Origin of the sequence: Brachybacterium sp. GCM10030268 (assembly GCF_042666305.1) — a bacterium.
In the GTDB taxonomy this organism is placed as follows: domain Bacteria; phylum Actinomycetota; class Actinomycetes; order Actinomycetales; family Dermabacteraceae; genus Brachybacterium.
Map to the genome: position 1 here is coordinate 264,354 of NZ_JBHTCW010000002.1, position 20,810 is coordinate 285,163.

General features: G+C 71.7%; 17 protein-coding genes. 9 read left to right on the forward strand and 8 right to left on the reverse strand.

The genetic code is table 11. The annotated features are described in order from the left end of the window. Positions 1-5: 5 nt before the first annotated feature. From ACFQRD_RS04210 to ACFQRD_RS04220, 3 genes are all read right to left on the reverse strand, one after another. Positions 6-3,431: an error-prone DNA polymerase gene (locus tag ACFQRD_RS04210; protein WP_377803510.1), complete on the reverse strand. Its 3,426-nt coding sequence runs from the start codon at positions 3,429-3,431 to the stop codon at positions 6-8. A 119-nt stretch (positions 3,432-3,550) separates the two neighbouring features. Further along, on the reverse strand, positions 3,551-5,260 hold the full coding sequence (locus ACFQRD_RS04215; RefSeq protein WP_377017052.1) for a DNA polymerase Y family protein: 1,710 nt from the start codon (positions 5,258-5,260) through the stop codon (positions 3,551-3,553). Further along, the gene (locus ACFQRD_RS04220) at positions 5,257-6,198 is read right to left on the reverse strand and encodes a hypothetical protein (protein ID WP_377017050.1); all 942 of its coding nucleotides are present in this window, start codon (positions 6,196-6,198) and stop codon (positions 5,257-5,259) included. The genes ACFQRD_RS04215 and ACFQRD_RS04220 overlap by 4 nt, the downstream gene beginning before the upstream one ends. Before the next feature lie 221 nt (positions 6,199-6,419). On the opposite strand from ACFQRD_RS04220, the gene ACFQRD_RS04225 reads away from it, so the two are divergent. Beyond that, positions 6,420-7,451, forward strand: coding sequence for an NAD(P)-dependent alcohol dehydrogenase (locus tag ACFQRD_RS04225; protein WP_377017048.1), 1,032 nt, complete (start codon positions 6,420-6,422; stop codon positions 7,449-7,451). A 128-nt stretch (positions 7,452-7,579) separates the two neighbouring features. On the opposite strand, the gene ACFQRD_RS04230 is transcribed toward ACFQRD_RS04225, so the two are convergent. Next, on the reverse strand, positions 7,580-8,404 hold the full coding sequence (locus ACFQRD_RS04230) for a TrmH family RNA methyltransferase (protein ID WP_377017274.1): 825 nt from the start codon (positions 8,402-8,404) through the stop codon (positions 7,580-7,582). Positions 8,405-8,477: 73 nt separating this feature from the next. Then, positions 8,478-9,272, reverse strand: a complete 795-nt coding sequence (locus ACFQRD_RS04235) for an ABC transporter ATP-binding protein (RefSeq protein ID WP_377017046.1) — start codon at positions 9,270-9,272, stop codon at positions 8,478-8,480. 155 nt (positions 9,273-9,427) lie between these two features. Here ACFQRD_RS04235 and ACFQRD_RS04240 point away from each other — a divergent pair, with 155 nt between their 5' ends. After that, positions 9,428-10,975: an RNB domain-containing ribonuclease gene (locus ACFQRD_RS04240; RefSeq protein WP_377793920.1), complete on the forward strand. Its 1,548-nt coding sequence runs from the start codon at positions 9,428-9,430 to the stop codon at positions 10,973-10,975. Next, positions 10,972-11,751, forward strand: coding sequence for a hypothetical protein (locus tag ACFQRD_RS04245; protein ID WP_377803511.1), 780 nt, complete (start codon positions 10,972-10,974; stop codon positions 11,749-11,751). The genes ACFQRD_RS04240 and ACFQRD_RS04245 overlap by 4 nt, the downstream gene beginning before the upstream one ends. A gap of 99 nt (positions 11,752-11,850) precedes the next feature. Here the strand turns inward: ACFQRD_RS04245 and glgA are convergent, their stop codons facing one another. Then, positions 11,851-13,089: a glycogen synthase gene (gene glgA / locus ACFQRD_RS04250; RefSeq protein ID WP_377793922.1), complete on the reverse strand. Its 1,239-nt coding sequence runs from the start codon at positions 13,087-13,089 to the stop codon at positions 11,851-11,853. Between the two features lie 49 nt (positions 13,090-13,138). Here glgA and glgC point away from each other — a divergent pair, with 49 nt between their 5' ends. After that, positions 13,139-14,380 carry a glucose-1-phosphate adenylyltransferase gene (glgC, locus tag ACFQRD_RS04255; protein WP_377017038.1) on the forward strand — a complete coding sequence of 414 codons (1,242 nt, stop codon included), beginning with the start codon at positions 13,139-13,141 and terminating at the stop codon, positions 14,378-14,380. Then, positions 14,377-15,066 (forward strand): phosphoserine phosphatase SerB, encoded by a 690-nt coding sequence (gene serB, locus ACFQRD_RS04260; protein ID WP_377793923.1) that lies wholly within the window; start codon positions 14,377-14,379, stop codon positions 15,064-15,066. The genes glgC and serB overlap by 4 nt, the downstream gene beginning before the upstream one ends. Before the next feature lie 3 nt (positions 15,067-15,069). Here serB and sixA read toward each other — a convergent pair whose 3' ends face one another. Together sixA and ACFQRD_RS04270 are read right to left on the reverse strand one after the other, a co-directional pair. Then, positions 15,070-15,597: a phosphohistidine phosphatase SixA gene (gene sixA, locus ACFQRD_RS04265; protein WP_377793924.1), complete on the reverse strand. Its 528-nt coding sequence runs from the start codon at positions 15,595-15,597 to the stop codon at positions 15,070-15,072. A 52-nt stretch (positions 15,598-15,649) separates the two neighbouring features. Further along, positions 15,650-16,375: a beta-ketoacyl-ACP reductase gene (locus ACFQRD_RS04270; protein ID WP_377017032.1), complete on the reverse strand. Its 726-nt coding sequence runs from the start codon at positions 16,373-16,375 to the stop codon at positions 15,650-15,652. Positions 16,376-16,571: 196 nt separating this feature from the next. Between ACFQRD_RS04270 and ACFQRD_RS04275 the strand changes: the two genes are divergently transcribed. From ACFQRD_RS04275 to ACFQRD_RS04290, 4 genes are read left to right on the forward strand one after another with little or no spacing between them, the layout of a single operon-like run. Beyond that, on the forward strand, positions 16,572-18,530 hold the full coding sequence (locus tag ACFQRD_RS04275) for a hypothetical protein (RefSeq protein WP_377793925.1): 1,959 nt from the start codon (positions 16,572-16,574) through the stop codon (positions 18,528-18,530). Further along, a complete protein-coding gene (locus tag ACFQRD_RS04280) occupies positions 18,527-19,087 on the forward strand; it encodes a hypothetical protein (RefSeq protein WP_377803512.1) in 561 nt (186 codons plus the stop codon). Before ACFQRD_RS04275 ends, ACFQRD_RS04280 begins: the two co-directional genes overlap by 4 nt. Further along, complete coding sequence (locus ACFQRD_RS04285) at positions 19,084-19,986, forward strand: SURF1 family protein (protein WP_377793927.1); 903 nt, start codon at positions 19,084-19,086, stop codon at positions 19,984-19,986. The genes ACFQRD_RS04280 and ACFQRD_RS04285 overlap by 4 nt, the downstream gene beginning before the upstream one ends. After that, the gene (locus tag ACFQRD_RS04290; protein ID WP_377793928.1) at positions 19,958-20,770 is read left to right on the forward strand and encodes a glycerophosphodiester phosphodiesterase family protein; all 813 of its coding nucleotides are present in this window, start codon (positions 19,958-19,960) and stop codon (positions 20,768-20,770) included. Before ACFQRD_RS04285 ends, ACFQRD_RS04290 begins: the two co-directional genes overlap by 29 nt. Positions 20,771-20,810: the final 40 nt, after the last annotated feature.

Here is a 20,810-nt window from a genome sequence, read left to right on the forward strand (position 1 = left end):
GCTGCTCACTGGAAGTCCCTGGACCTGCCCGCCGCAGGCAGGTCCAGGGACGCCACGTCGTCGGCCATCAGGTTCACCGCGCCGCTGCGGTTCTCCACAATCCCGCGCAGCACGATCGCTCGGGAGGTGCGCAGCAGCACCCGGTGACGGTGCCAGAACCCCTGGGAGCAGACCACGTTGAGGATCCCGGTCTCGTCCTCGAGGCTGAGGAAGGTGACGTTCCCGGCGGTCGCGGGCCGCTGGCGGTGGGTGATCACCCCGGCCACCCGGATCCGGGAGGAATCCTCCGCCGCCCGGGTGCCCTCGATGCTCAGCACCTTCTCGGCCGTGAGCCGCTCCCGCACCAGCGCCATGGGGTGCTCATCCAGCGTGATCCCGGTGGCCCAGGCATCGGCGGAGGCCAGCTCGGTATCGCTCATGCCGGGCAGCATCGGGGCCCGGGCCCCCACCGCCAGGTGCGGCAGCGTCTCCGGGGACTCCTGGGCGGCGGCCCCCGCGGACCACAGCGCCTGCCGGCGGGAGCTGGCCAGCTGATCGAGAGCGCCCGCGGTGGCCAGCGCCTCGAGCTGGCGGGCGCTGAGCTGGACCCGTCGGGCCAGATCCGGGACCGAGACGAAAGGGCCGTGCTCCTCGCGCTCGGCGACGATCGCCTCCGCGGTCTCGGTGCTGATCGAGCGCACCTGGTCCAGCCCCAGCCGGATCGCCGGGCCCTGCGCGGCCGCCTCCCCCTGGACCTGCTGGCGCGGCGGATCGACCCGGTACCCGTGGTGATCGGCGTCGGTCTCCAGATCGGTGCGGGCGCGGCTGGCCAGCACGTCCGGACCCCGGGTGAGCACGCCGTGCCGGCGCGCATCGGCCACCAGCGACTGCGGCGAATAGAAGCCCATCGGCTGGGAGCGCAGCAGCGCCGCCGTGAACGCCGCCGGATAGTGGCACTTCAGGTACGAGCTGGCATAGACCAGGTAGGCGAAGGAGTAGGCGTGGGACTCGGGGAAGCCGTAGTTGGCGAAGGCCAGCAGCTTGCGGTGGACCGCCTCGGCGTCCTCCCCCGTGATCCCGTGCGCCGCCATCCCCGCGAACAGCGCGTCGGAGAGCTCGAGCATCTTCTCGGTGGAGCGCTTGGAGCCCATCGCGCGGCGCAGCCGGTCGGCCTGGGCGGGCGTGAAGTCGGCGACGTCGACCACCATCTGCATCAGCTGCTCCTGGAACAGCGGGATCCCCAGGGTGCGGCCCAGGGACTTCTCCAGCAGCGGATGGATGAAGGTGACCTCCTCCTCGCCGGCGCGGCGACGGATGTAGGGGTGGACGGAGCCGCCCTGGATGGGGCCGGGCCGGATCAGGGCCACCTCCACCACCAGGTCGTAGAACTCCCGGGGCCGCAGCCGCGGCAAGGTGGAGATCTGGGCACGGGACTCCACCTGGAACACGCCCACGCTGTCCCCGGCGCACAGCATGTCGTAGACCGCCGGGTCCTCCTGCGGCAGGGTGCGCAGCTCGAAGCGCTGGCCGTGGTGCTCGGCGACCAGGGCCAGGGCATGATCCAGGGCGGTGAGCATCCCCAGCCCCAGCAGATCGAACTTGACCAGGCCCGCCTCGGCGCAGTCGTCCTTGTCCCACTGCAGCACGCTGCGGTCCTCCATCGCCGCCCACTGCACGGGGCACACCTCGATCACCGGGCGGTCGCACAGCACCATCCCCCCGGAGTGGATGCCCAGGTGGCGCGGGGCATCGCGCAGCGACCGGGCGAGGTCGACCACGTCCTGGGGGATCTCCGCCCCGGCCAGTGAGGAGAAGGAACGCTCGACGCGGCGGGAGAAGCCGTCCTGCGCGCCGGTGTCGTAGCCCAGTGCCCGGGCGGCATCGCGCACCGCGAGCTTGGCGCGATAGGTGATGACGTTGGCGACCTGCGCGGCGTTCTCCCGGCCGTAGCGCTCGTAGACGTACTGGATGACCTCCTCGCGGCGGTCGGAGGCGATGTCGATGTCGATGTCCGGCGGGCCGTCCCGCTCCGGGGCCAGGAACCGCTCGAACAGCAGCTGATGGCCGACGGGCTCGACCGCCGTGATGCCCAGCGCGTAGCAGACCGCGGAGTTCGCGGCCGAGCCGCGCCCCTGCGCGAGGATCCCCTCATCCAGGCAGAACGCGATGATGTCGTGGACGATCAGGAAGTACCCGGGAAAGCCCAGGCCGGTGATGACCTCCAGCTCGTGATCGATCTGCGCCCACGCCCCGGGAACCCGCTCCGGGGTCTCGGGCGTGGGCCGGGGGCCGTAGCGCTCGCGGCCCTCGATCTCGACCAGCTCGATCAGCCAGCTGGTCTCGTCGTGCCCGGCCGGCACCGGGAACGGGGGCAGGTTCGGAGCGAGCAGGTGAAGGTCCAGGGCGCAGTCCCGGCCCAGCCGCGCGGCGGCCGAGATCGCGCGCGGGTAGCGGGGCAGCAGCTGGACCATCTCCTCGCCGCTGCGCAGATGAGCGGGGCGGGAGGAGAGGTAGGGATCCGCCTCGGCCAGCGGCACCCCGGCGCGCAGCGCGGCATGGGTGTCGGCCACATGCTTGTCGACCGGCCGCGCGTAGTGGGCGTTGGTGGTGGCCACCAGCGGCAGGGAGATCTCGTCGAGCCCGTGGGACTCCCGCACCAGGCGAGCACCCTGGGCCAGGGCGTCGTGGAGCTCGTCGGCCGCTCCCCCGCCGCCGGCGACCAGCTCGACGGCCACATTGCCCGCGCCGAACAGCTCCAGCAGCCGGGCGATCGCCTCGGCCGCGGCCTGGGCCGCACCCTCCAGATCCCCCACCTCCAGGTGCGGGGCGACGGCGCGGGTCACCGATCCCTTGCGGCAGCCGGTGAGGATCTGCCAGTGCCCCTCCCGCGCCGCACGGCTCAGCTCGGCCAGCCGGTAGCGGGGGGTGCCCTTCTCCCCGCTGTCGAGGTGGGCGCGGGCGATGGCCGCCGACAGCTGCCGGTACCCGTCCGTGTCGCGCACCAGCACCAGCAGGTGCTCCCCGTCCGGGTCGCTGATGCCGGTGCGGGGCGCAGAGGTCACCGGGGTGGCGCTCGCCGCCTCGGCCCCCGGTTCGAGACCGAGGGTGAGCTCGGCCCCGAACACCGTGGCGATGCCCTGCTCCCCCGCGGTGCGTGCGAAGCGCACCGCGCCGGGCAGTCCATCGTGATCCACGAGGGTGATGGCCCCCAGCCCCAGCCGGGCGGCCTGCTCGACCATGTCCTCCGGGCTCGAGGCCCCGTCGAGGAAGCTGAAATGCGAATGGGCGTGCAGCTCGGCGTAATCGACGCTCGCGGTCGGGCGGTAGGCGTCGCCGGCCGGCGCGGCGGGCTCCTCGACGACGACCGGCGGGGTCGTCACCTGGGCAGGGCGGTCCGAGAGGATCGCCTCGAGATCCTTCCACGCGGGCGGCCCCAGGAACCATCCGGCCATCGCTCTTCTCCTCCGACTCTGCTCTCTGACTGGTCTCCTACCGCTCGTTCCTCGCAGTACGTCGATCAGACTCTGCTCTCTGACTGGTCTCCTACCGCTCGTTCCTCGCAGTACGTCGATCAGTCGTACAGTCCTTCCAGCGACCAGCGGCCGGTGCGGGACAGGGCCAGCACGGCGGTCTCCTCCGCGCTCGCGCCGCGCACCACCAGCTGCAGACGGGCCGAGCGGTTGCCGTCGCGGGTCCACCAGCGCTCGTCGATCACGGTGGGAGCACCGTGGGCGAGCACCGGGTGCGGGGAGCCGGCGCGCAGCCCCGTCCGCTGCAGCAGAGGCGTCCCGGGCGCGGCGACCAGAAGACGGGCGGGCGGGGCGCTGAGCAGACCGCGGGCGGTGACCACGACGGGCCGCCCCTCGGCGTCCTCGAGGGCGACCGCCGGCGGCTCGCGGAACACCGTGGCGGGCACGGGGCGCGGCAGCGACCCCGGCCAGGGGCCCTCACGCCGGGCAGGCTTCTCCGCACGCCAGGGCACCAGCTGCACCTCCTCGGCCAGCAGCCGTCCTCCGACCACGGCGGGGACCTGGACCGCGTCCTCCCCCGCCAGACCCTGAGCACGGGCGAAGGCCCGCGAGGCCCGCTGAGCCGCCTCCCCCGCGCTGCCCCACAGCGCCGGGGCGCTCTCCCCCGCCGGCGCCAGCTGCAGCGGGTGCAGACCGAGCCGGGTGATCGCGCCGGTCGCCGGTCCCCCGAGCCGCGAGCGGGTGATCCAGCCGTCGCACTGCCAGCGGATGCGGTCGACGACGTCGGCGACGCTCAGCGCGCCGTCGTGCCGCCAGGTGCGCTCCATCTCCTCGCCGCCCTCGGTGCGCGCCACGATCCGCAGCCGCGTGCACACCAGGCCGCGGTCCACCAGCATCCCGTGCAGCTCCTCGGCCAGCGGACGCGCGATGAAGGCCGCCTGGTCGGTGCGCACCAGCGGCGTCTCCAGGGTGGTCTCGGCCAGGATCGGCTGAGTGGGATGGTGCGTGGCGGGCGGGGCCGGCTCCTGGCCGCGGGCCAGCAGGTGCAGCGTGGCGACATCGGGACCGAAACGATCGGCGACCGCGGCGGAGGGCAGGGCCGCGAGATCCCCCAGGGTGGCGATCCCCAGACGCTGGAGCAGGTCCACCGTCTCGGCCAGATCCAGCCGGCGTCCGGGCCGGGTCGCGGCGGGCTGGCCGCGATGGCCCCACCCGGGGCCGACGGGGGCGCTGCCGAGCGCGGCGATCGGGTGCGGGGCGAGGTAGTCGGCGCTGCGGCCGGGGTGGACGATGCGTCCGGGCGTGGCTGCCAGCAGCGCTGCGAAGGGACCGTCGGCGATCCCGACGCTGCAGTCCCAGCCGGTGAGGTCGGCGACGGCATCGATGATCGCCTCGGCCAGGGCCTCCTCCCCGCCGTGGTGGCGAGAGGGGCCGCGGGCCGCCATCAGCACGGTGCCCGGCCGCAGCACGTCGACCCCCGCGGCGACGGTGTCCACGGCGGCGGCGACCAGCTCGAACAGGGAGGACTCATGCTCCCGGTCGGCCTCCAGCACCAGCGCCTCGGGGCAGGCCGCGCGGGCGGCCCGGAGCTTCATCCCCGGCAGCGCCCCGGCCTCCCGGGCGGCGGCTCCCGCATGGGTGAGGCGATACTGGTCGACGAGGATCACCGGATCATGGGCGGGGTCGATCGTCCCGTCGGCCCCGTCGGTCTCGAGGCGACGCTGATGGCGGTCCAGCGCCGCGACCAGCGGCCAGTCCGGGACGATGACGGCGACGGTCCGGGTGGCGGCGTTCCTCTCGAGGGTGCTCATCCCGCCCTCCGCGCATCGTGCAGGGTGAGGTGGGAGGCGACGGGAGCGATGTCCGCGCGCTCCGTGGAGGAGGCGGCACCCGCAGGCCCCCGCGGCGCGGCGGGCGCGGTCGAGGGTGCATCCGCCGTCGCGGAGACGGCCTCGACCATCCCTCCGGCGTGCGGGAGCAGGACCTCGACCTCCTGGTGCCCGGCGATGCCGCGACCGGTGGAGGCGACTGCGAGCCGGCGTCGGCGCAGACGCCCCGAGCCCTGGCCGAGCCCGTGCCAGACGCGGGTGGTGGAGGTCAGGGTGATGTCTGCCCGGCCGGGGGGACGTGCGGCCAGGACCAGGGTGTCCGCACTGCGCACCCGGCTGAGCAGACTGCGCCACAGCGCTGGGGTGAGCTCGAGGTCGGGGCCGAGCACGAGCACTCCCACTCCGTCGGCCAGAGCGGTGAGCACCTGCGGACGCTGCTCCCCCGAGGCCGGGGCGAGGGCGAGACGCTCGGGATCCAGCCCGGCATCGAGGGCGGAGCGGAGCCCGAGATCGGGCATCCCCGCCACCGCGCACCAGGAGTCCTCCCCTGCCGCGGCGACCGCGAGGGCGAGCAGCAGCGACGTGGTGGCGGCCCCTTCGACCGCCACCGAGCCGCCCGCGCTCAGACCGGCGTGAGGGAAGAGGCCGGCCAGCGGGGCCGGGACCGGCAGCAGGGTCCCGGAGACCTGACCGGGCGCGATGGGAGCCGGGGCGGAGGCAGGTGAGGCGGAGGTCGAGGTGCCTGCGGGAGCGGCTCCCGGGGGCGCAGGGGCAGCGGACCTCCCGCCCTCGAGACTGCGCAAAGCGGTGCGATCGATCGGTCCGCCCCACCGGGCGGCGCTGCGTTCGGCCGCGCCGAGAGCCGCGCGGGCGCGATGAAGCCGCTCCTCCTGCGTCGCCTGCGGGACTGCCGCGCTCATGGTCACCTCCGTACCGCCACCCTCCTCGTCGTTCGAACAACAGTTCGAATGCTACGCCCGGATGGAGGTGTGCTCAAGAGAGGGGGTCTTCACATCGAACAACAGTGCGAAGACTCGCAGGAGGGTCCGACAGACGGCGCTGGGCACTCGCGGCCGCCGGCCGGACTCTTTGCGATGATGAGTCCAAGCCCACCGACGTACCCCCACGGAGAGGACCGCTCATGCGCGCACTGGTGCTGCAGGAGAAGAACCGCATGTCCATCGAGGAGGTCGAGCCCGCCGGGTCGCCGGGGCCCGGTGAGGTTCGCATCGCGATGCACACGGTCGGGATCTGCGCCTCTGACGTGCACTATTGGACCGACGGCAAGATCGGCCCGTTCGTCGTCAAGGAGCCCATGGTGCTGGGCCACGAGGGCGCCGGCACCGTGGTCGAGGTCGGCGAGGGCGTCACCCACCTCTCCCCCGGTGATCGCGTGGCGATGGAGCCCGGCGTGCCGGATCCTTCCTCGCGGGCCGTGCGCGAGGGCAACTACAACGTCGATCCCGGGGTCCGGTTCTGGGCCACTCCTCCGGTCGACGGGTGCCTGACCGATGAGGTCGTCCACCCCGCGTCGTACACGTACAAGCTCCCCGAATCCCTGAGCTTCGCCGAGGGCGCGCTCATCGAGCCGTTCTCCGTGGGAATGTTCGCCGCCACCAAGGCCGGCATCGCTCCGGGTGATGTCGCCGCGATCGTGGGCAGCGGCACCATCGGGATCATGACCGCTCTGGCTGCACGCGCCGGCGGCGCCAGCCGTGTGTTCATCAGCGATGTCCAGCCCCAGAAGCTCGAACTGCTCGACGGACTGGAGGGCATCGTCCCCGTCGACGCCACCCAGGAGGACCTCGGGGAGCGGGTGCGCGCGGAGACCGGCGGATGGGGACCTCAGGTCGTCTTCGAGGCCTCCGGCGCCGCCCCTGCCTACAAGAACCTCTGGTCCCTGCCGGCGCCCGGCGGCCGGATCGTGCTGGTGGGCATGCCGGTCGACCCGGTGCCCTTCGACATCGCCACCGCGCAGAGCCGAGGCGTCTCGATCGAGACGGTGTTCCGCTACGCCAACGTGTACCAGAAGGCGATCGACCTCGCCGCGAGCGATGCCGTGGACCTCAGCCGCTTCGTCTCGCAGTCCTTCGCCTTCGAGGACTCCGTGCAGGCCTTCGAACGGTTCCTCGAAGGACGGCCGACGGACGTGAAGCTGCAGATCACCCTCTGAGACGCGCCATTCCCTGCGACGCGAATCCCTGAGGCGCGAACTCGCCAGGGGCCCGGACAGCGATCACCAGCACGCAAGATCCGTGGAACCGTGGGAATGCGTCCCCAGTTCCCACGGTTTCGCGGAATTCACGCGGTGTCGGAGGCGTGGTTCTCTCCGGGGGCCGCGAGAGCTGCTCGCCGCTGCCAGAACACGACCGCGCTGGCGGCCGCGACGTTCAGTGAGTCGACGCCGCCGGCCATCGGGATCACCACGTGCTCGTCGGCCGCCTTCAGCGTGGCGTTCGTCAGGCCGTGCCCTTCTGCCCCGAGGACGAACGCGACCTTGCGGCCGCCACGCAGGTCGACCTGGTCCAGCGCGACCGCGCTGTCGGTGAGCGCCAGAGCGAGGACGTCGAAACCGGCATCGTGCAGCAGGTCGACGCCGTCGTGCGGCCCGTCCTCCCCTGGTGGGTGCGGCGCATGCGGCCAGGCTCCCAGGCGCGTCCACGGCACCTGGAACACGGTGCCCATCGAGACGCGGATGGACCGGCGGTAGAGCGGGTCGGCGCAGCGCGGGGAGACCAGCACCGCGTCGACGCCGAGAGCGGCGGCGGAGCGGAACATCGCTCCCACGTTGGTGTGGTCGACGATGTCCTCGAGCACGGCGACGGTGCGGGCCGTGGCCAGCACGTCGGCGGTGCGGGGCAGCTGCGGGCGCTGCATCGAGGCCAGGGCCCCGCGGTGGAGATGGAACCCGGTCAGCTGCTCGATCAGCGCCTCCTCGCCCACGAACACGGCAGCGTCGGGGAAGCGCGTGTACAGCGGGGCGAACCGCTCCAGCCACTTCTCGCTCATGAGGAACGAGCGCGGCTGCATGCCTGCCTCGATCGCGCGCGAGATCACCTCATAGCTCTCGGCCATGAACAGGCCGCGCTCGACCTCCACGCGCGAGCGCAGCCGCACGTCGGTCATGCGCAGGTAGTCATCCAGCGCCGGATCCGAGAGATCGGTGATCCGGTGCAGCTGCGGGTCGGGCACAGCGGGGTCAGTCCAGCGACAGGGAGCGCGCGGTGAAGCGGTCCCCGTGCTGCTCGGCCACCAGGGGCAGCCCGAAGGTGCGCGTGAGGTTCTCCGACGTCAGGGTCTCTTCGATCGGGCCGGCGGCGACGAGGCCGCCGTCGCGGAGCAGCGCCACGTGGGTGTAGCCGGGCGGAATCTCCTCGACGTGGTGGGTGACCAGTACGGTCACCGGCGTGGCGGGGTCCTTCGCCAGGCGGCCGAGTGTGCGCACCAGCGATTCCCGGCCGCCGAGATCCAGGCCCGCGGCGGGCTCGTCCAGCAGCAGCAGCTCGGGGTCGGTCATGAGGGCACGCGCCGCCAGGACGCGCTTGCGCTCCCCCGTGGACAGCGTGCCGAACATGCGCTCGGCGAGGTCACCGACGCCGAAGGCGGCCAGCAGGGTGCGGGCACGCTGGAGGTCGATGTCGTCGTAGGCTTCGCGCCACCGGCCTACGACCCCGTATCCCGCGGTGACCACGACGTTCTGCGCGGTCTCGTCCGCCGGGATGGTGTCGGCCAGCTCCTGGCTGGCCAGTCCGATCATCGGGCGCAGTTCGAAGATGTCGACCTTGCCGAGCTGTTCGCCGATGATCCGCACCGTGCCGCTGGTGGGGTGCATGCGCGCGGCGAGCAGGAGGATCAGGGTCGACTTCCCGGCGCCGTTGGGCCCCAGGACCGCCCAGCGCTCGCCCTCGGCGATGTCCAGGGAGAGGGAGTCGAGAATGTTGTGTCCCGAGCGGCGGACGACGACATCGGTCAGTGAAGCTGCTGCGACGGCCATGGTCCGAGCCTATCGTCCGGATCCGTGCCCACGTGACGCGCCGGCGCCGGTTCGAGACGTCGGAGTGCTCACGTGCCGCCCCTCATGCAGGGGCATGTGCACGCGCTCGCACCCTCGACGATCGCGCCCGATCCGCGGCCGCGTATGGAGCGCGCGTGACCTCTAGACTGACCGCGCCCGAACCGCCGATCCAGGAGGTCGATGTGCCGCACCGCCCCGTCTCTGTGCACGCCCCGCGAGGGTCGGTCGCGGCCGCTGTGATCCGCGAGGGCATCGACGCCCTGCTCAGCACCTACGGCGAGAACCTGTCCCTGGAGTTCCCCGCCGACGTTCTGGCCGACGCGGAGCGCGCAGCGGCCCGCGACATCGCCGGCGCCGAGCGCACCGACCGCACCGGTGTCCCGTTCGTGACCCTGGATCCGGAAAGCTCCACGGACCTCGACCAGGCGATGCATCTAGAACGCCGGGGCGAGGGTTTCCGGGTGCTGTACGCCATCGCCGACGTGCCCGCGTTCGTCGAGCTCGACAGTCCGCTCGATCACGAGGCGCGGCGCCGCGGGGAGACCGTCTATCTCCCCGATCGTCGGATCCCGTTGCACCCCGAGGTGCTCTCCGAGGGCGCCGCCTCGCTGCTTCCCGGGCAGAGCACGCCGGCTTTCGTCTGGGTGCTCGATCTCGATGCCGACGGCGAGATCCAGCGCATCGACCTGGAGCGTTCGCAGGTGCGGTCGATCGAGAAGCTCAGCTACGACCGGGTCCAGGACGATCTCGACCAGGGCACGGGCCACCCCACGATGACCCTGCTGCAGGAGATCGGCGAGCTGCGCGCCCAGCGCGAGGCGGACCGCGGAGGCGCAAGTCTGAACGTGCCCGAGCAGGAGATCATCGCCGAGGGCGACCTGGTACGACTGACCTGGCGCCGCCCCCGCCCCATCGAGGACGCCAACGCACAGATCTCGCTGATGACCGGGATGGCCGCTGCCCAGCTGATGCTGGAGCACGGCGCGGGGATCCTGCGCACCATGCCACCGGCACAGCAGCGGGCAATCGATCGCTTCCGACGCCAGAGCGAGATCCTCGGCGTCCCCTGGCGCCACGACCAGGCCTACGGGGAGTACCTGCGCTCCCTGGACTGGCGCGAACCGGCCCACCTCGCTCTGCTGAACCAGGCCACCTCCCTGTTCCGCGGCGCCGACTACGCGGCCTTCACGAGCAGGGAGGAGATCCCCGAGGATCCTGCCCAGGCCGCGATCGCCGCCCCGTACGCACACACCACGGCGCCGCTGCGCCGGCTGGTGGACCGCTTCGTGCTGCTGGTGTGCCACGCGCATGTCCAGGGGCGCCGGCCGGAACCGGAGCTGCTCGCCGCCCTCGGGCAGATCCCCGATGCCATGCGCTGCACGGGCTCGACGGCGGGCGAGCTGGAACGGCGGGCGATCGACCTGGTCGAGACCGCGGCGCTGGCGGCCTTCGAGGGCGAGACGTTCGAGGCCGCCGTGATCGAGCGCCGAGAGGCGAGCGAATCCGGCGACGGCGGCACCGCGACGCCGACCCGGGTCGAGGTCCAGCTGACCGACCCGCCGGTCACCGACTGGGTGCCGATGGAGGCCGAGATGGGCGAGGTCGTCCGCGTGCGGCTGGAGTCCGTCGAGGCGACGGCGGGCCGCGCGGTGTTCGTCCCCCTCCAGGAGGGTGCCGCATGAGCGCGGCGGGACCGTCGGCCCGGGATCTCGTCGCCCTGCCCCGCGCCGCCGTGCTGATGCTGTGGGCCTCCGCCTACCTGCGCGGGGACCTCGGCCCCGATGACGCCGCCGAGATGAGCTACGGCGTCGGGCGCAGCGGGCCCGGGGACGGCGGCCAGAACCTCTTCGCCTGGATGACCGGGCTGCGACGGCTGCCCCTGGCGCAGCTGCGGCTGGTGCTCCCCGTGCCCGGCCGTATCGCCGGCCTGGTCGGCCCTCCGGCGGCTCTCCCGGCTGCCCTCGAATCTGAACAGGCGATCGTGGTCACCGGCGCCGGGATCGCCGATCACACCCTGATCCCCTCGGTCACCGATCCGGGCGGCATGGTCCACGCCGTGACCTGGGAGCGTTTCGAGGCCCCCGTGGGCTCGCAGGTCCCCCCGGCCGCCACCTCGGGGCACGCCCGGGAGGAGCTGCTGCGCGCCATGCGCCGCGTGGCTGAGGGGAGCATCGACCTGGACCTGGTGCCCGACGAACCGGTCGAGTCCGCGCGGATCCCGCCGACATGGACCTCGACCGCGCTCCCCCGCCATGTCGACGACAGCGCGGCACACCTGCTGGTGCTCGCGGCTCGCACGCTGATCCTGACCCGCTCGGAGATCGACGAGGGCTCGGGCCACACCGTGCATCTCTCGGAGGCCCTGGCACGACGCGGGCTGCTGGACGAGCTCCACGATGTCGCCCGGGGTGCGCTCGTGGAAGCGGTCGAGCGCATCGTGGCCGCGGAGATGGGCTGACCACGACCGGTCGCCGCCCTCCGAGGTGCCGTGGCGGTCGGGCGGCCAGACAGACACCGACCGCTCCGACCGCTCCGTCCGCTCCGCCCAGAGCAGCCCTCAGCGCCGCTGTGCGAGCACAGTCCGGTAGACGTCCAGCGTGCGCTCGGCGATCGAGGTCCACGAGAAGTGCTCCGCAGCGCGCCGGCGGGAGGCCTCCCCCATCTGCTTCGCTCGCGCAGGATCGGCGAGCATCCGGGTCAGTGCCTCGGTGAGGTCGGCGACGAAGCGGTCCGGGTCGACCGGGGTGCCCGTGCCGTCGCTGACCTGATCGATCGGCACCAGGTACCCGGTCTCCCCGTCGGCCACGACCTCGGGGATCCCGCCGGTGGCGGAGGCGACCACGGGGGTGCCGCAGGCCATCGCCTCGAGATTCACGATGCCCAGCGGTTCGTACACGCTCGGGCACACGAAGGTGGTCGCGTGGGTGAGGACCTGGGTGAGCTCATGGCGGGGCAGGTGCTCGGAGATCAGATGGACGTTCCCCCGCTCCGCCGCGAGCTCGCTCACCAGGTCGTCGACCTCCGCGGCGATCTCCGCGGTGTCCGGCGCGCCGGCGCACAGGACCACCTGGTGATCGGCGGGCAGGCCGCGCACCGCGCGCAGGAAGTAGGGAAGCCCCTTCTGCCGGGTGATGCGGCCGACGAACACGATCGTCGGCGCCTCCGGGTCGATGCCGCGAGAGGTCAGCGCGGAGGTCTCCGGATTCGGCGCCCACTGCTCGATGTCGATGCCGTTGTGGACAACGTGAACCCGTGCCGGGTCGACCGTGGGGTAGGCGCGCAGGATGTCCTCGCGCATCCCGCCGGAGACGGCGATCACTCCGGCGGCGCCCTCGTAGGCGGTGCGCTCGGCGAACGAGCTGACCCGGTACCCGCCGCCGAGCTGCTCCGCCTTCCACGGCCGCAGCGGCTCGAGCGAATGCGCGGAGAGCACGTGCGGCATGCCGTGCAGCAGCGAGGCCATGTGCCCGGCGAAGTTGGCGTACCAGGTGTGGGAGTGGACCAGGTCCGCCCCGGCGCAGTCCGCTGCGATCAGCAGGTCCGTCCCCAGCGTGGTCAGGGAGGCGTTGGCACCCTCGAGCTCGACAGGGGCGGCGTACGAGGAGGTGCCGGGCTCGTCCCGCTGGGCGCCGAATGCGCGCACACGGACGTCTATGTGGGGTCGCAGCACCCGGGTCAGCTCGGCCACGTGCACCCCGGCGCCGCCGTACACCTCCGGCGGATACTCCTTGGTGAGCAGATCCACGCGCATCTCGGACTCCCTCTCTGCTCGGGCCCAGCGCCTCGAGCGTCCCATTGTGCCGGTCCCGGCGTGATGGCTGCCACGTCTGGACTATCCTCGCACCATGTCGTCCAAGAAGGTCCTCGCCATCGTTCTCGCCGGCGGCGAGGGGAAGCGGCTGATGCCCCTGACCCTCGACCGGGCCAAGCCCGCCGTACCCTTCGGCGGCATCTATCGTCTGATCGACTTCGCCCTGTCGAACATCGTCAACTCCGGGTACCTGCGCATCGTGGTGCTGACGCAGTACAAGTCCCACTCCCTGGACAAGCACATCGCCTCCACCTGGCGCATGAGCTCCCTGCTGGGCAACTACGTCGCTCCCGTGCCCGCGCAGCAGCGTATGGGCAAGCACTGGTACCGCGGCTCCTCCGACGCGATCTACCAGTCCCTGAACCTCATCCACGAGGAGAAGCCGGATTACGTGGTCGTCGTCGGCGCCGACCATGTCTATCGCATGGACTTCTCCCAGATGCTCGATGCTCACATCGAATCCGGCAGGCCCTGCACGGTCGCCGCGATCCGTCAGCCCATCGACCAGTCCGACCAGTTCGGCGTGATCGAGACCGACCCGTCGGACCCGACGGCGATCAAGGCGTTCGTCGAGAAGCCGACCCAGACCGAGGGGCTCGCCGATGATCCCGGCTCCATCCTCGCCTCGATGGGCAACTACATCTTCACCGCCGACGCGCTGGTCGAGGCCGTCACCCGGGACGCGCAGGACGACTCCAGCAAGCACGACATGGGCGGCGACATCGTGCCCTACTTCGTCCAGCAGCAGGCGGCCGGCGTCTACGACTTCATCCACAACGATGTCCCCGGCTCCACCGACCGCGACCGCGACTACTGGCGCGACGTCGGGACCCTGGACGCCTTCTACGACGCCCACATGGACCTGATCGCTATCCACCCGGTGTTCAACCTGTACAACGACGCGTGGCAGACGTTCACCGGTCACCGCACGGTGCCGCCGGCGAAGTTCGTCCACGCCGGTCCGGGGCGCGTGGGCACCGCGGTCGATTCGATCATCTCCCCCGGAGTGGTCGTCTCCGGATCGCAGATCTCGAACTCGGTGGTCTCGCCCGGGGTGCGGCTGAACTCGTGGTCGACGGTCTCGGACTCGGTGATCATGGACGGTGTCTCCGTGGGCCGCCACAGCCAGATCCACCGCGCGATCCTCGACAAGAACATCGTGGTCCCGCCGCGCACGCAGATCGGGCTGGATCCGGAGGCCGACCGCGCCCGCGGCTGGGTCGTCACCGACTCGGGGATCACCGTGATCGGCAAGGGAACGGTCATCGAGCCGTGAGCGCGGAGGCCTCGCCGACCACGCACGCCTCGCCGGCCACCGAGGTGGCCGGGCTCCTGGTCTCCGATGTCGACTCGACGTTCCTGACCCAGGAGGTCATCGAGCTGGTGGCCGACCATGCGGGAGTGCGCGACCGGGTCGAGGAGATCACCGCCGCCGCGATGCGCGGAGAGCTCGATTTCTCCCAGTCGCTGCGCGCGCGGGTGGCGCTGCTCGAGGGACTCGACGAGTCCGTGCTCGCGCAGGTGCGCGACGTGCTGGAGCCAACGCCCGGAGTGCTCGAGCTCGTCGACCGCGCGAAGACCGCCGGCTGGAAGATCGCTCTCGTCTCCGGCGGGTTCCACGAGGTGATCGACGAGCTGGCCGCCTCAGCTGGCGTCGATCACGTGCTCGCCAACCGCTTCGAGACGGTCCAGGGGCGCTTCACCGGGAACGTGGCCGGGCCGATCATCGACGGGGCCGCGAAGCGCCGCACCCTCGAGCAGCTCGCCGAAAACTACGCGATCCCCGCCTCCCGCGTGGTGGCGATGGGCGACGGCGCCAACGACCGCGAGATGCTGAGGGCGGCCGGCACCGGGATCGCGTTCCGGGCGAAGCCGGCGCTGCGCGAGGTGGCCGACGTGATCCTGGACGGCGAATCGCTGCTGGATGCGTGGCCGCACCTGGAGGCAGCCGCCCGGAGCTGAAGGTCAGGGCCGCACGATGGTGTGCAGCGTCAGCGTCTTCTCCTCGAGCTGATCCCAGTGCGCCAGATCGCCCGAGAGGACGCCCATTCCGCCGGTGGGCATCCCGATGCGCGCCTGGGCGACCGATCCCGGGTCTGAGTGGTCGCCGGCCAGCAGTGAGACCAGCGAGGCCATCGTCGGCTCATGCCCGACGACCATCACCACGGGATGCTTGTCCTTGACGTCGTGCAGCAGGGAGAGCACCTCGCCCGCACCGCCGCTGTAGATGTCCTCGTGGAGGGTGACCTTGCCGTCGAAGTCGGGCATCGCGGCCCGCACGGCGTCCCACGTCTGCGTCGTGCGCAGTGCGTCCGAGACCAGCACGCGGGAGACCCGGACGTTCTGCGACTCGAGGTACTCCCCCACCAGCCGCGCCTGGGACCGTCCCCGCTCGGCGAGCGGACGCTCATGGTCCGGTTGTCCGGAACCGCTGTCCGCCTTGCCGTGGCGCATCAGCAGCAGCAGGCGGGAGTCGGGGTCGGAGGATGACATGGGGGTACGTTCACGCCTTTGTTCGAGGGTCTGCAGTCGATCCGGATGCGGATCAGTGTCCCATGCCGAGACCACCGTCGACCGGGATCACGGCGCCGGAGATGTAGGCGGCGTCGTCGCTGGCGACGAAGGCCACCACGCGGGCCACCTCGTCCGGCTCGGCGAACCGTCCCGCCGGGATCGCCGCACGGTAGGTGGACTGCTGGTCCTCGGACAGCGCCTGGGTCATCTCGGTGTCGATGTAGCCGGGGGCGACCACGTTGGCCGTGATGCCCCGGGAGCCGAGCTCACGGGTCAGCGCACGGGCGATGCCGATGAGGCCCGACTTCGAGGCCGCGTAGTTGACCTGTCCGGGAGAGCCGTACAGGCCCACCACGGAGCTGATCAGCACGATGCGGCCCTTCTTCTTGCGGATCATGGACTTGATGACGCGCTTGACGGTGCGGAATGAACCGGTGAGGTTCGTGTCCAGCACCGACTCGAAGGAGTCGTCACTCATCCGCATCAGCAGCTGATCATCCGTGATCCCGGCGTTGGCCACCAGCACCTCGATGGGGCCGTGAGCCTCCTCAGCGGCCTTGATCGCCGCATCGAGACTGTCGCCGTCGGTAACGTCGGCGCCGACGGTGAGGGCACCATCAGGACCGCCTTCACCGGACCTGCTGGTCACGGCCACCTTGTCGCCGCGGCGGAGGAACTCCTCCGCGATGGATCGTCCGATGCCCCGGTTCCCACCGGTGATCAGGACACTGCGCGGCTCGGGGGTGGCGTCGGTCATCGTGGCTCCTTGCTGCGAAATCGGCTGAGAGGACGTGCGGAGTGCTGCCCCGCAGGCGTCGTGGGCATGCACGGCCCGTCCACTGGAGACAGCAGGCCTCGTGGGGCGGGCGTGCTCTACGATACGGGGCGAGACAGTGTCGGGATCCTCGGGGGAAGCCCGTCCAGGAACGTCAGCCTCCGGAAGGTGCTACCAGATGGCATATCGCTTCAACCCTCCGCCCAACTGGCCGATCGAGGACCCGAACTGGACCCCACCGCCGGGATGGCAGCCGGATCCGTCGTGGGGCCCCGCTCCCGAGGGGTGGAACTTCTGGATCGAAGCAGGTCCGGGTGAGGCGGCCTCGGGCCAGGGCGAACCGGCCGGCGGTGCTCCGGCATCCCAGCAGGAGGCATCCGCTCCCGAGGAAGGAGCCTCGCTGGAGGATGAGGCACCGCTCGACGAGGACGCCACCCGCGTCGGCGCTTCGGGACCCGCCACCGGAGGCGCTGAGCCGGCACCGGCCTCGGACGGCTCGGGACTCCATGCGGCGCGGGGCGGTACCGGTGCGGACTCGCGCCCGGAGGCTTCTGGCGCGGAGACGGCAACCGGCGCACCGGAGCCGGAGGAGGCCGCGTCTCTCGAGGAACCGCCCGTGGAGCCGGCCGATCAGGACGTGCAGAACACCCCCGCCGCCGACACCGGCGCTGGCGCGGAGGATGACGCGACTCGTGTCGCCGCTCCCGGCCAGCAGCCCGGGGGAACAGCCCCCGATGACGGCACTCGGGTGAGCGGTCGCCGTGCGCAGTACGGCCCGGTGGGCTCAGACGACGACGCGACGCGGGTGGCGGGCTCCGGCCAGGCCGGCGGTCCGGTGGATCCGGCCGACGACGCGACGCGGGTGGCGGGCTCCGCTCAGCCCGACGACGCCGTCTCCGGTGGTGGATCCGCGACGGACGACGGAACGGGCCCGGAGGCGGGCGAGTCCTCGGGGTCGGGCTCCGAGACCGCTGAGTACACGGGCCCCGATCTCGACTCGGACCTGGCGCAGCAGACGCCGTACGAGAGCGCCGGGCCCGTCTCCGGCGATGATGCCTACGCAGGTGCCGGCGACAGCACGGGCGGAGCCTCGCAGGACCACGGTGGCGGGTCCGCCGCGGCAGCGGGACCGGCCGGTGGCGCCGCCGCATACGGCGCCCAGAGCGGCCCTGCTCAGGGTGGTGCCGACAATGGCTTCGGCCAGCCGTCGCCGAGCCAGGGCTATGGTCAGGCCTCGCCGGATCAGGGCTACGGTCAGTCGTCGCCGAGCCAGGGCTATGGTCAGGCCTCGCCGGATCAGGGCTTCGGTCAGTCGTCGCCGAGCCAGGGCTATGGTCAGGCCTCGCCGAACCGGGGCTTCGGCCAGCCGTCGCCGAGCCAGGGCTATGGTCCGAGTTCCGCGAGTGGTGCGCCGGGCGACGACACCGGCTCTGGTTGGACAGCGACCACAGCACCGGGCGAGAAGCCCCAGAAGGGCGTCATCGCCCGGTTCTGGTGGGTCGGATGCATCGTCCTGTTCCTCATCGCCGCCCTGATCGCCGCCATCGCCGGCGTCGCGTTCTTCAGCCTCCGGGACTCCGGTCCAGATGCGGGCGGCAGCCCCAGCGAGGAGTCGTCGCAGGAGACGGCCACCGATCAGGAGAGCCCCACAGACGGGCAGAGCCCCACGGAGGAGGAAGGCGGAGGGGCGGCATCCCCGGATCCGACCACTCCCCTTCCCACCATCAGCTCCGACGCCGAGGAGAAGGAAGTCACCGGCGAGAACGGTTCGGGAACCGTCGCTGTCGACATGGAGTGGCTCCCGCCCGAAGATCTCCCCAGCATGTACGGCGGCACTGTCGAGGCGGGCGAGAACAGTGAGTACCTCGTCGTGACGGCGAAGATGACTGTCACCGAAGGGGCCATGGAATTCCCGAGCTACGGCCTCGCGGTCACCACGCCGTACGGCGGCAATATCTCCGCCGCCTCCGCGAGCTACGGGCTGGATGAGTCGGGTCTCGACTACGACAGCTCCTACGAGTTCCAGGCCGGTGAGGAATACACCGTCAAGCTCCTCTTCGATGCCAAGCGGGCCGGCGGCATGAAGCTCGAGTACAACAACTACACCGACGTGTACACCTGGGACGTCCCTGCGTGAGCACGCGCTTCAACCCTCCGCCGAACTGGCCGGAGCCGCCCCACGAGGAGTGGACCCCGCCGGCCGACTTCCAGCCCCAGCCCGACTGGGGGCCGGTGCCGGCCGGATGGCGCTTGTGGCTGACCGGGAAGGAGAGCGGCAGGGATGAGGCTCCACTGCAGGACTCGGAGGACGTCCCGGCCAGCGGGGCTCGCCCGCGCCAGCGCGTGGAGGCGTATCCGGTCTCGGTGATCAATCCGGGAATGTGGGCCGAGAACCACCTTGAACAGGAGGATTACGGGTTCCCGCCCGCCAAGCCCGTCAAGGACCGTCCGCGGCTTCGCCTCGGAGTGACGATCACCGTCACCGCGCTCGGCTTCGTGCTGGCCGCACTGACCGCGGTCATGTTCGTGCTGCTGGTCGACTTCGCGATCGAGGACCTCCCGGAGATGGTCTCCGGGGCGGCCGGGTATCTCGACGGCGCGATGCATCTCCCCGGCGCGACCGGGTCGTCGCACGCCATGATCGGGGCGGAGGGAGCCGCGGGCGCCAGCGCGTCCGCGTCCTGGGCCGGATGAACCGGGGGTCGGCACGCCGGCGCGTGCTCCTCGGCCGCGAGACCCTGATCGGACTGGTCGTGGTCGTGCTCGCCGCGGCGATATGTGTGGCGCTGGGATTCTGGCAGTACGGTCGCTTCGAGGACCGCCGCGATCAGGCGGCCGTGGTCGAGACGAACTACGAGGCCGCCCCGGTCCCCCTCGAACAGGTGCTTCCGGAGCCCGACGCCGCCCTGGCGTCCGATGCGGACTGGACCCCGGTGCAGATGCGCGGCAGCTACTGCGCCGAACCGGACTGCGTGCTGTATGTCCGCAACCGCCAGCTCTCCGGGCATGTCGGCTTCTGGCAGCTGGTCCCGTTCCGCGCCGACGACGGCACCTCGCTGCTCGTCGTGCGCGGCTGGGTCGAATCGCACAGTGAGGAGTCCAGCCCGGCCGATCCGCCGCCGGTGCCCGAGGGAGAGCGGACGATCACCGTGCGGCTGCGCCCTGCCGAACCGGTCCTGGACCGCGAGATGCCCCCGGGACAGGTGCATTCGGTCAATCCGCCGCAGATCGCCGGGGTCCTCCCTGACGACGGGACCTCGCTGGTCAGGGCGGCCTACGGGGAGCTCGTGTCGGAGAGCCCCTCCGCACCGCGTCCGGAGAGTCTCCCGTCCCCGGATACCTCGCTGGGCTCCCACCTCTCCTATGCCGTCCAGTGGTGGGTCTTCGCCCTGCTCTTCCCCGCTGCCCTGATCTATCGCACCCGGCGTGCACTGCAGGATCTCGAGGCCGACGAGGCTGACGGGACCGACGAGGCCGCCCACAGCAAGCGTGACCGTACCCGCGACCACCGCGCCCGCCTCCGGCAACGGACCCGGCGGCGGGGCCACGACGAGGAGGAAGAGGATGCCCTCATCGACCAGCAGGAGCACTGACCGGCGCAGGGCGACGGGCTCCCGGTTCCTGCCCGGGCGGCGCCCGCGCCGCATCGCCCACCGTGGATTCGCGCCGGACGGCGCAGAGAACACCCTGCGTGCCTTCGAGGCTGCGCTGGATGCGGGAGCCGACATGCTCGAGACCGACGTACGGGCCACTGCCGACGGACTGGCTCTCACCGTCCACGACGAAGATCTGCAGCGGGTCGCCGGTGACCCGCGCCGGATCGACCAGCTGACGGCCCACGAGGCCGGCTCCGTGCGCCTGGCCGGCGATGAGCCGCTGGCGATGCTCGAGGACGTGCTGGGAACGTTCGTCGACGTCCCGGTCAACGTCGACATCAAGGCGTCCTCGGCGATCGGGCCCGCTGTTGCGGCGATCGCCCGCACCCGCAGTGCGCACCGGATCTGCCTGGGCGGTTTCGACGAGTCCGTGGCGCGCAAGGCCGTGGCCACGGTGCGCGCGTCCACCGGGGTGACGCCGGTGCGCAGCCCGGCCCGCCGCACCGTCGCCTCGTTCTACGCCGCACGCGCCGTCGAGGCGCCCGACGCGGTCATCCGCCGCCTGCTCGCCCCGTACGGTGCTCTCCAGGTCCCCCTGAGCTACAAGGGTCTGCCGGTGGCCACCCCGGCCAACATCGCCGCGGCCCATCGCGTCGGGTGCGAGGTGCATGTGTGGACGGTCAATGACCGTGTGACCATGCAGAATCTGCTGGCCAGCGGCGTGGATGGTATCATCACCAATCGCGTCGACGTGCTCTCGGAGCTGCTCGACGGCGAGTGACCACAGGTCACCAGCCATCGCGGCGCGAGCACCCCGGAAC

Excerpts from the sequence above, each read along its gene's own strand:
- ACFQRD_RS04275 (WP_377793925.1), top strand. The coding sequence starts at position 16,572 with ATGGCATATCGCTTCAACCCTCCGCCCAACTGGCCGATCGAGGACCCG.
- ACFQRD_RS04235 (WP_377017046.1), bottom strand. The coding sequence starts at position 9,272 with ATGGCCGTCGCAGCAGCTTCACTGACCGATGTCGTCGTCCGCCGCTCG.
- ACFQRD_RS04270 (WP_377017032.1), bottom strand. The coding sequence starts at position 16,375 with ATGACCGACGCCACCCCCGAGCCGCGCAGTGTCCTGATCACCGGTGGG.
- ACFQRD_RS04220 (WP_377017050.1), bottom strand. The coding sequence starts at position 6,198 with ATGAGCGCGGCAGTCCCGCAGGCGACGCAGGAGGAGCGGCTTCATCGC.
- ACFQRD_RS04230 (WP_377017274.1), bottom strand. The coding sequence starts at position 8,404 with ATGACCGACGTGCGGCTGCGCTCGCGCGTGGAGGTCGAGCGCGGCCTG.
- glgA (WP_377793922.1), bottom strand. The coding sequence starts at position 13,089 with ATGGGACGCTCGAGGCGCTGGGCCCGAGCAGAGAGGGAGTCCGAGATG.
- ACFQRD_RS04215 (WP_377017052.1), bottom strand. The coding sequence starts at position 5,260 with ATGAGCACCCTCGAGAGGAACGCCGCCACCCGGACCGTCGCCGTCATC.
- ACFQRD_RS04210 (WP_377803510.1), bottom strand. The coding sequence starts at position 3,431 with ATGGCCGGATGGTTCCTGGGGCCGCCCGCGTGGAAGGATCTCGAGGCG.
- ACFQRD_RS04225 (WP_377017048.1), top strand. The coding sequence starts at position 6,420 with ATGCGCGCACTGGTGCTGCAGGAGAAGAACCGCATGTCCATCGAGGAG.
- sixA (WP_377793924.1), bottom strand. The coding sequence starts at position 15,597 with ATGTCATCCTCCGACCCCGACTCCCGCCTGCTGCTGCTGATGCGCCAC.
- ACFQRD_RS04285 (WP_377793927.1), top strand. The coding sequence starts at position 19,084 with ATGAACCGGGGGTCGGCACGCCGGCGCGTGCTCCTCGGCCGCGAGACC.
- ACFQRD_RS04290 (WP_377793928.1), top strand. The coding sequence starts at position 19,958 with ATGCCCTCATCGACCAGCAGGAGCACTGACCGGCGCAGGGCGACGGGC.
- glgC (WP_377017038.1), top strand. The coding sequence starts at position 13,139 with ATGTCGTCCAAGAAGGTCCTCGCCATCGTTCTCGCCGGCGGCGAGGGG.
- ACFQRD_RS04245 (WP_377803511.1), top strand. The coding sequence starts at position 10,972 with ATGAGCGCGGCGGGACCGTCGGCCCGGGATCTCGTCGCCCTGCCCCGC.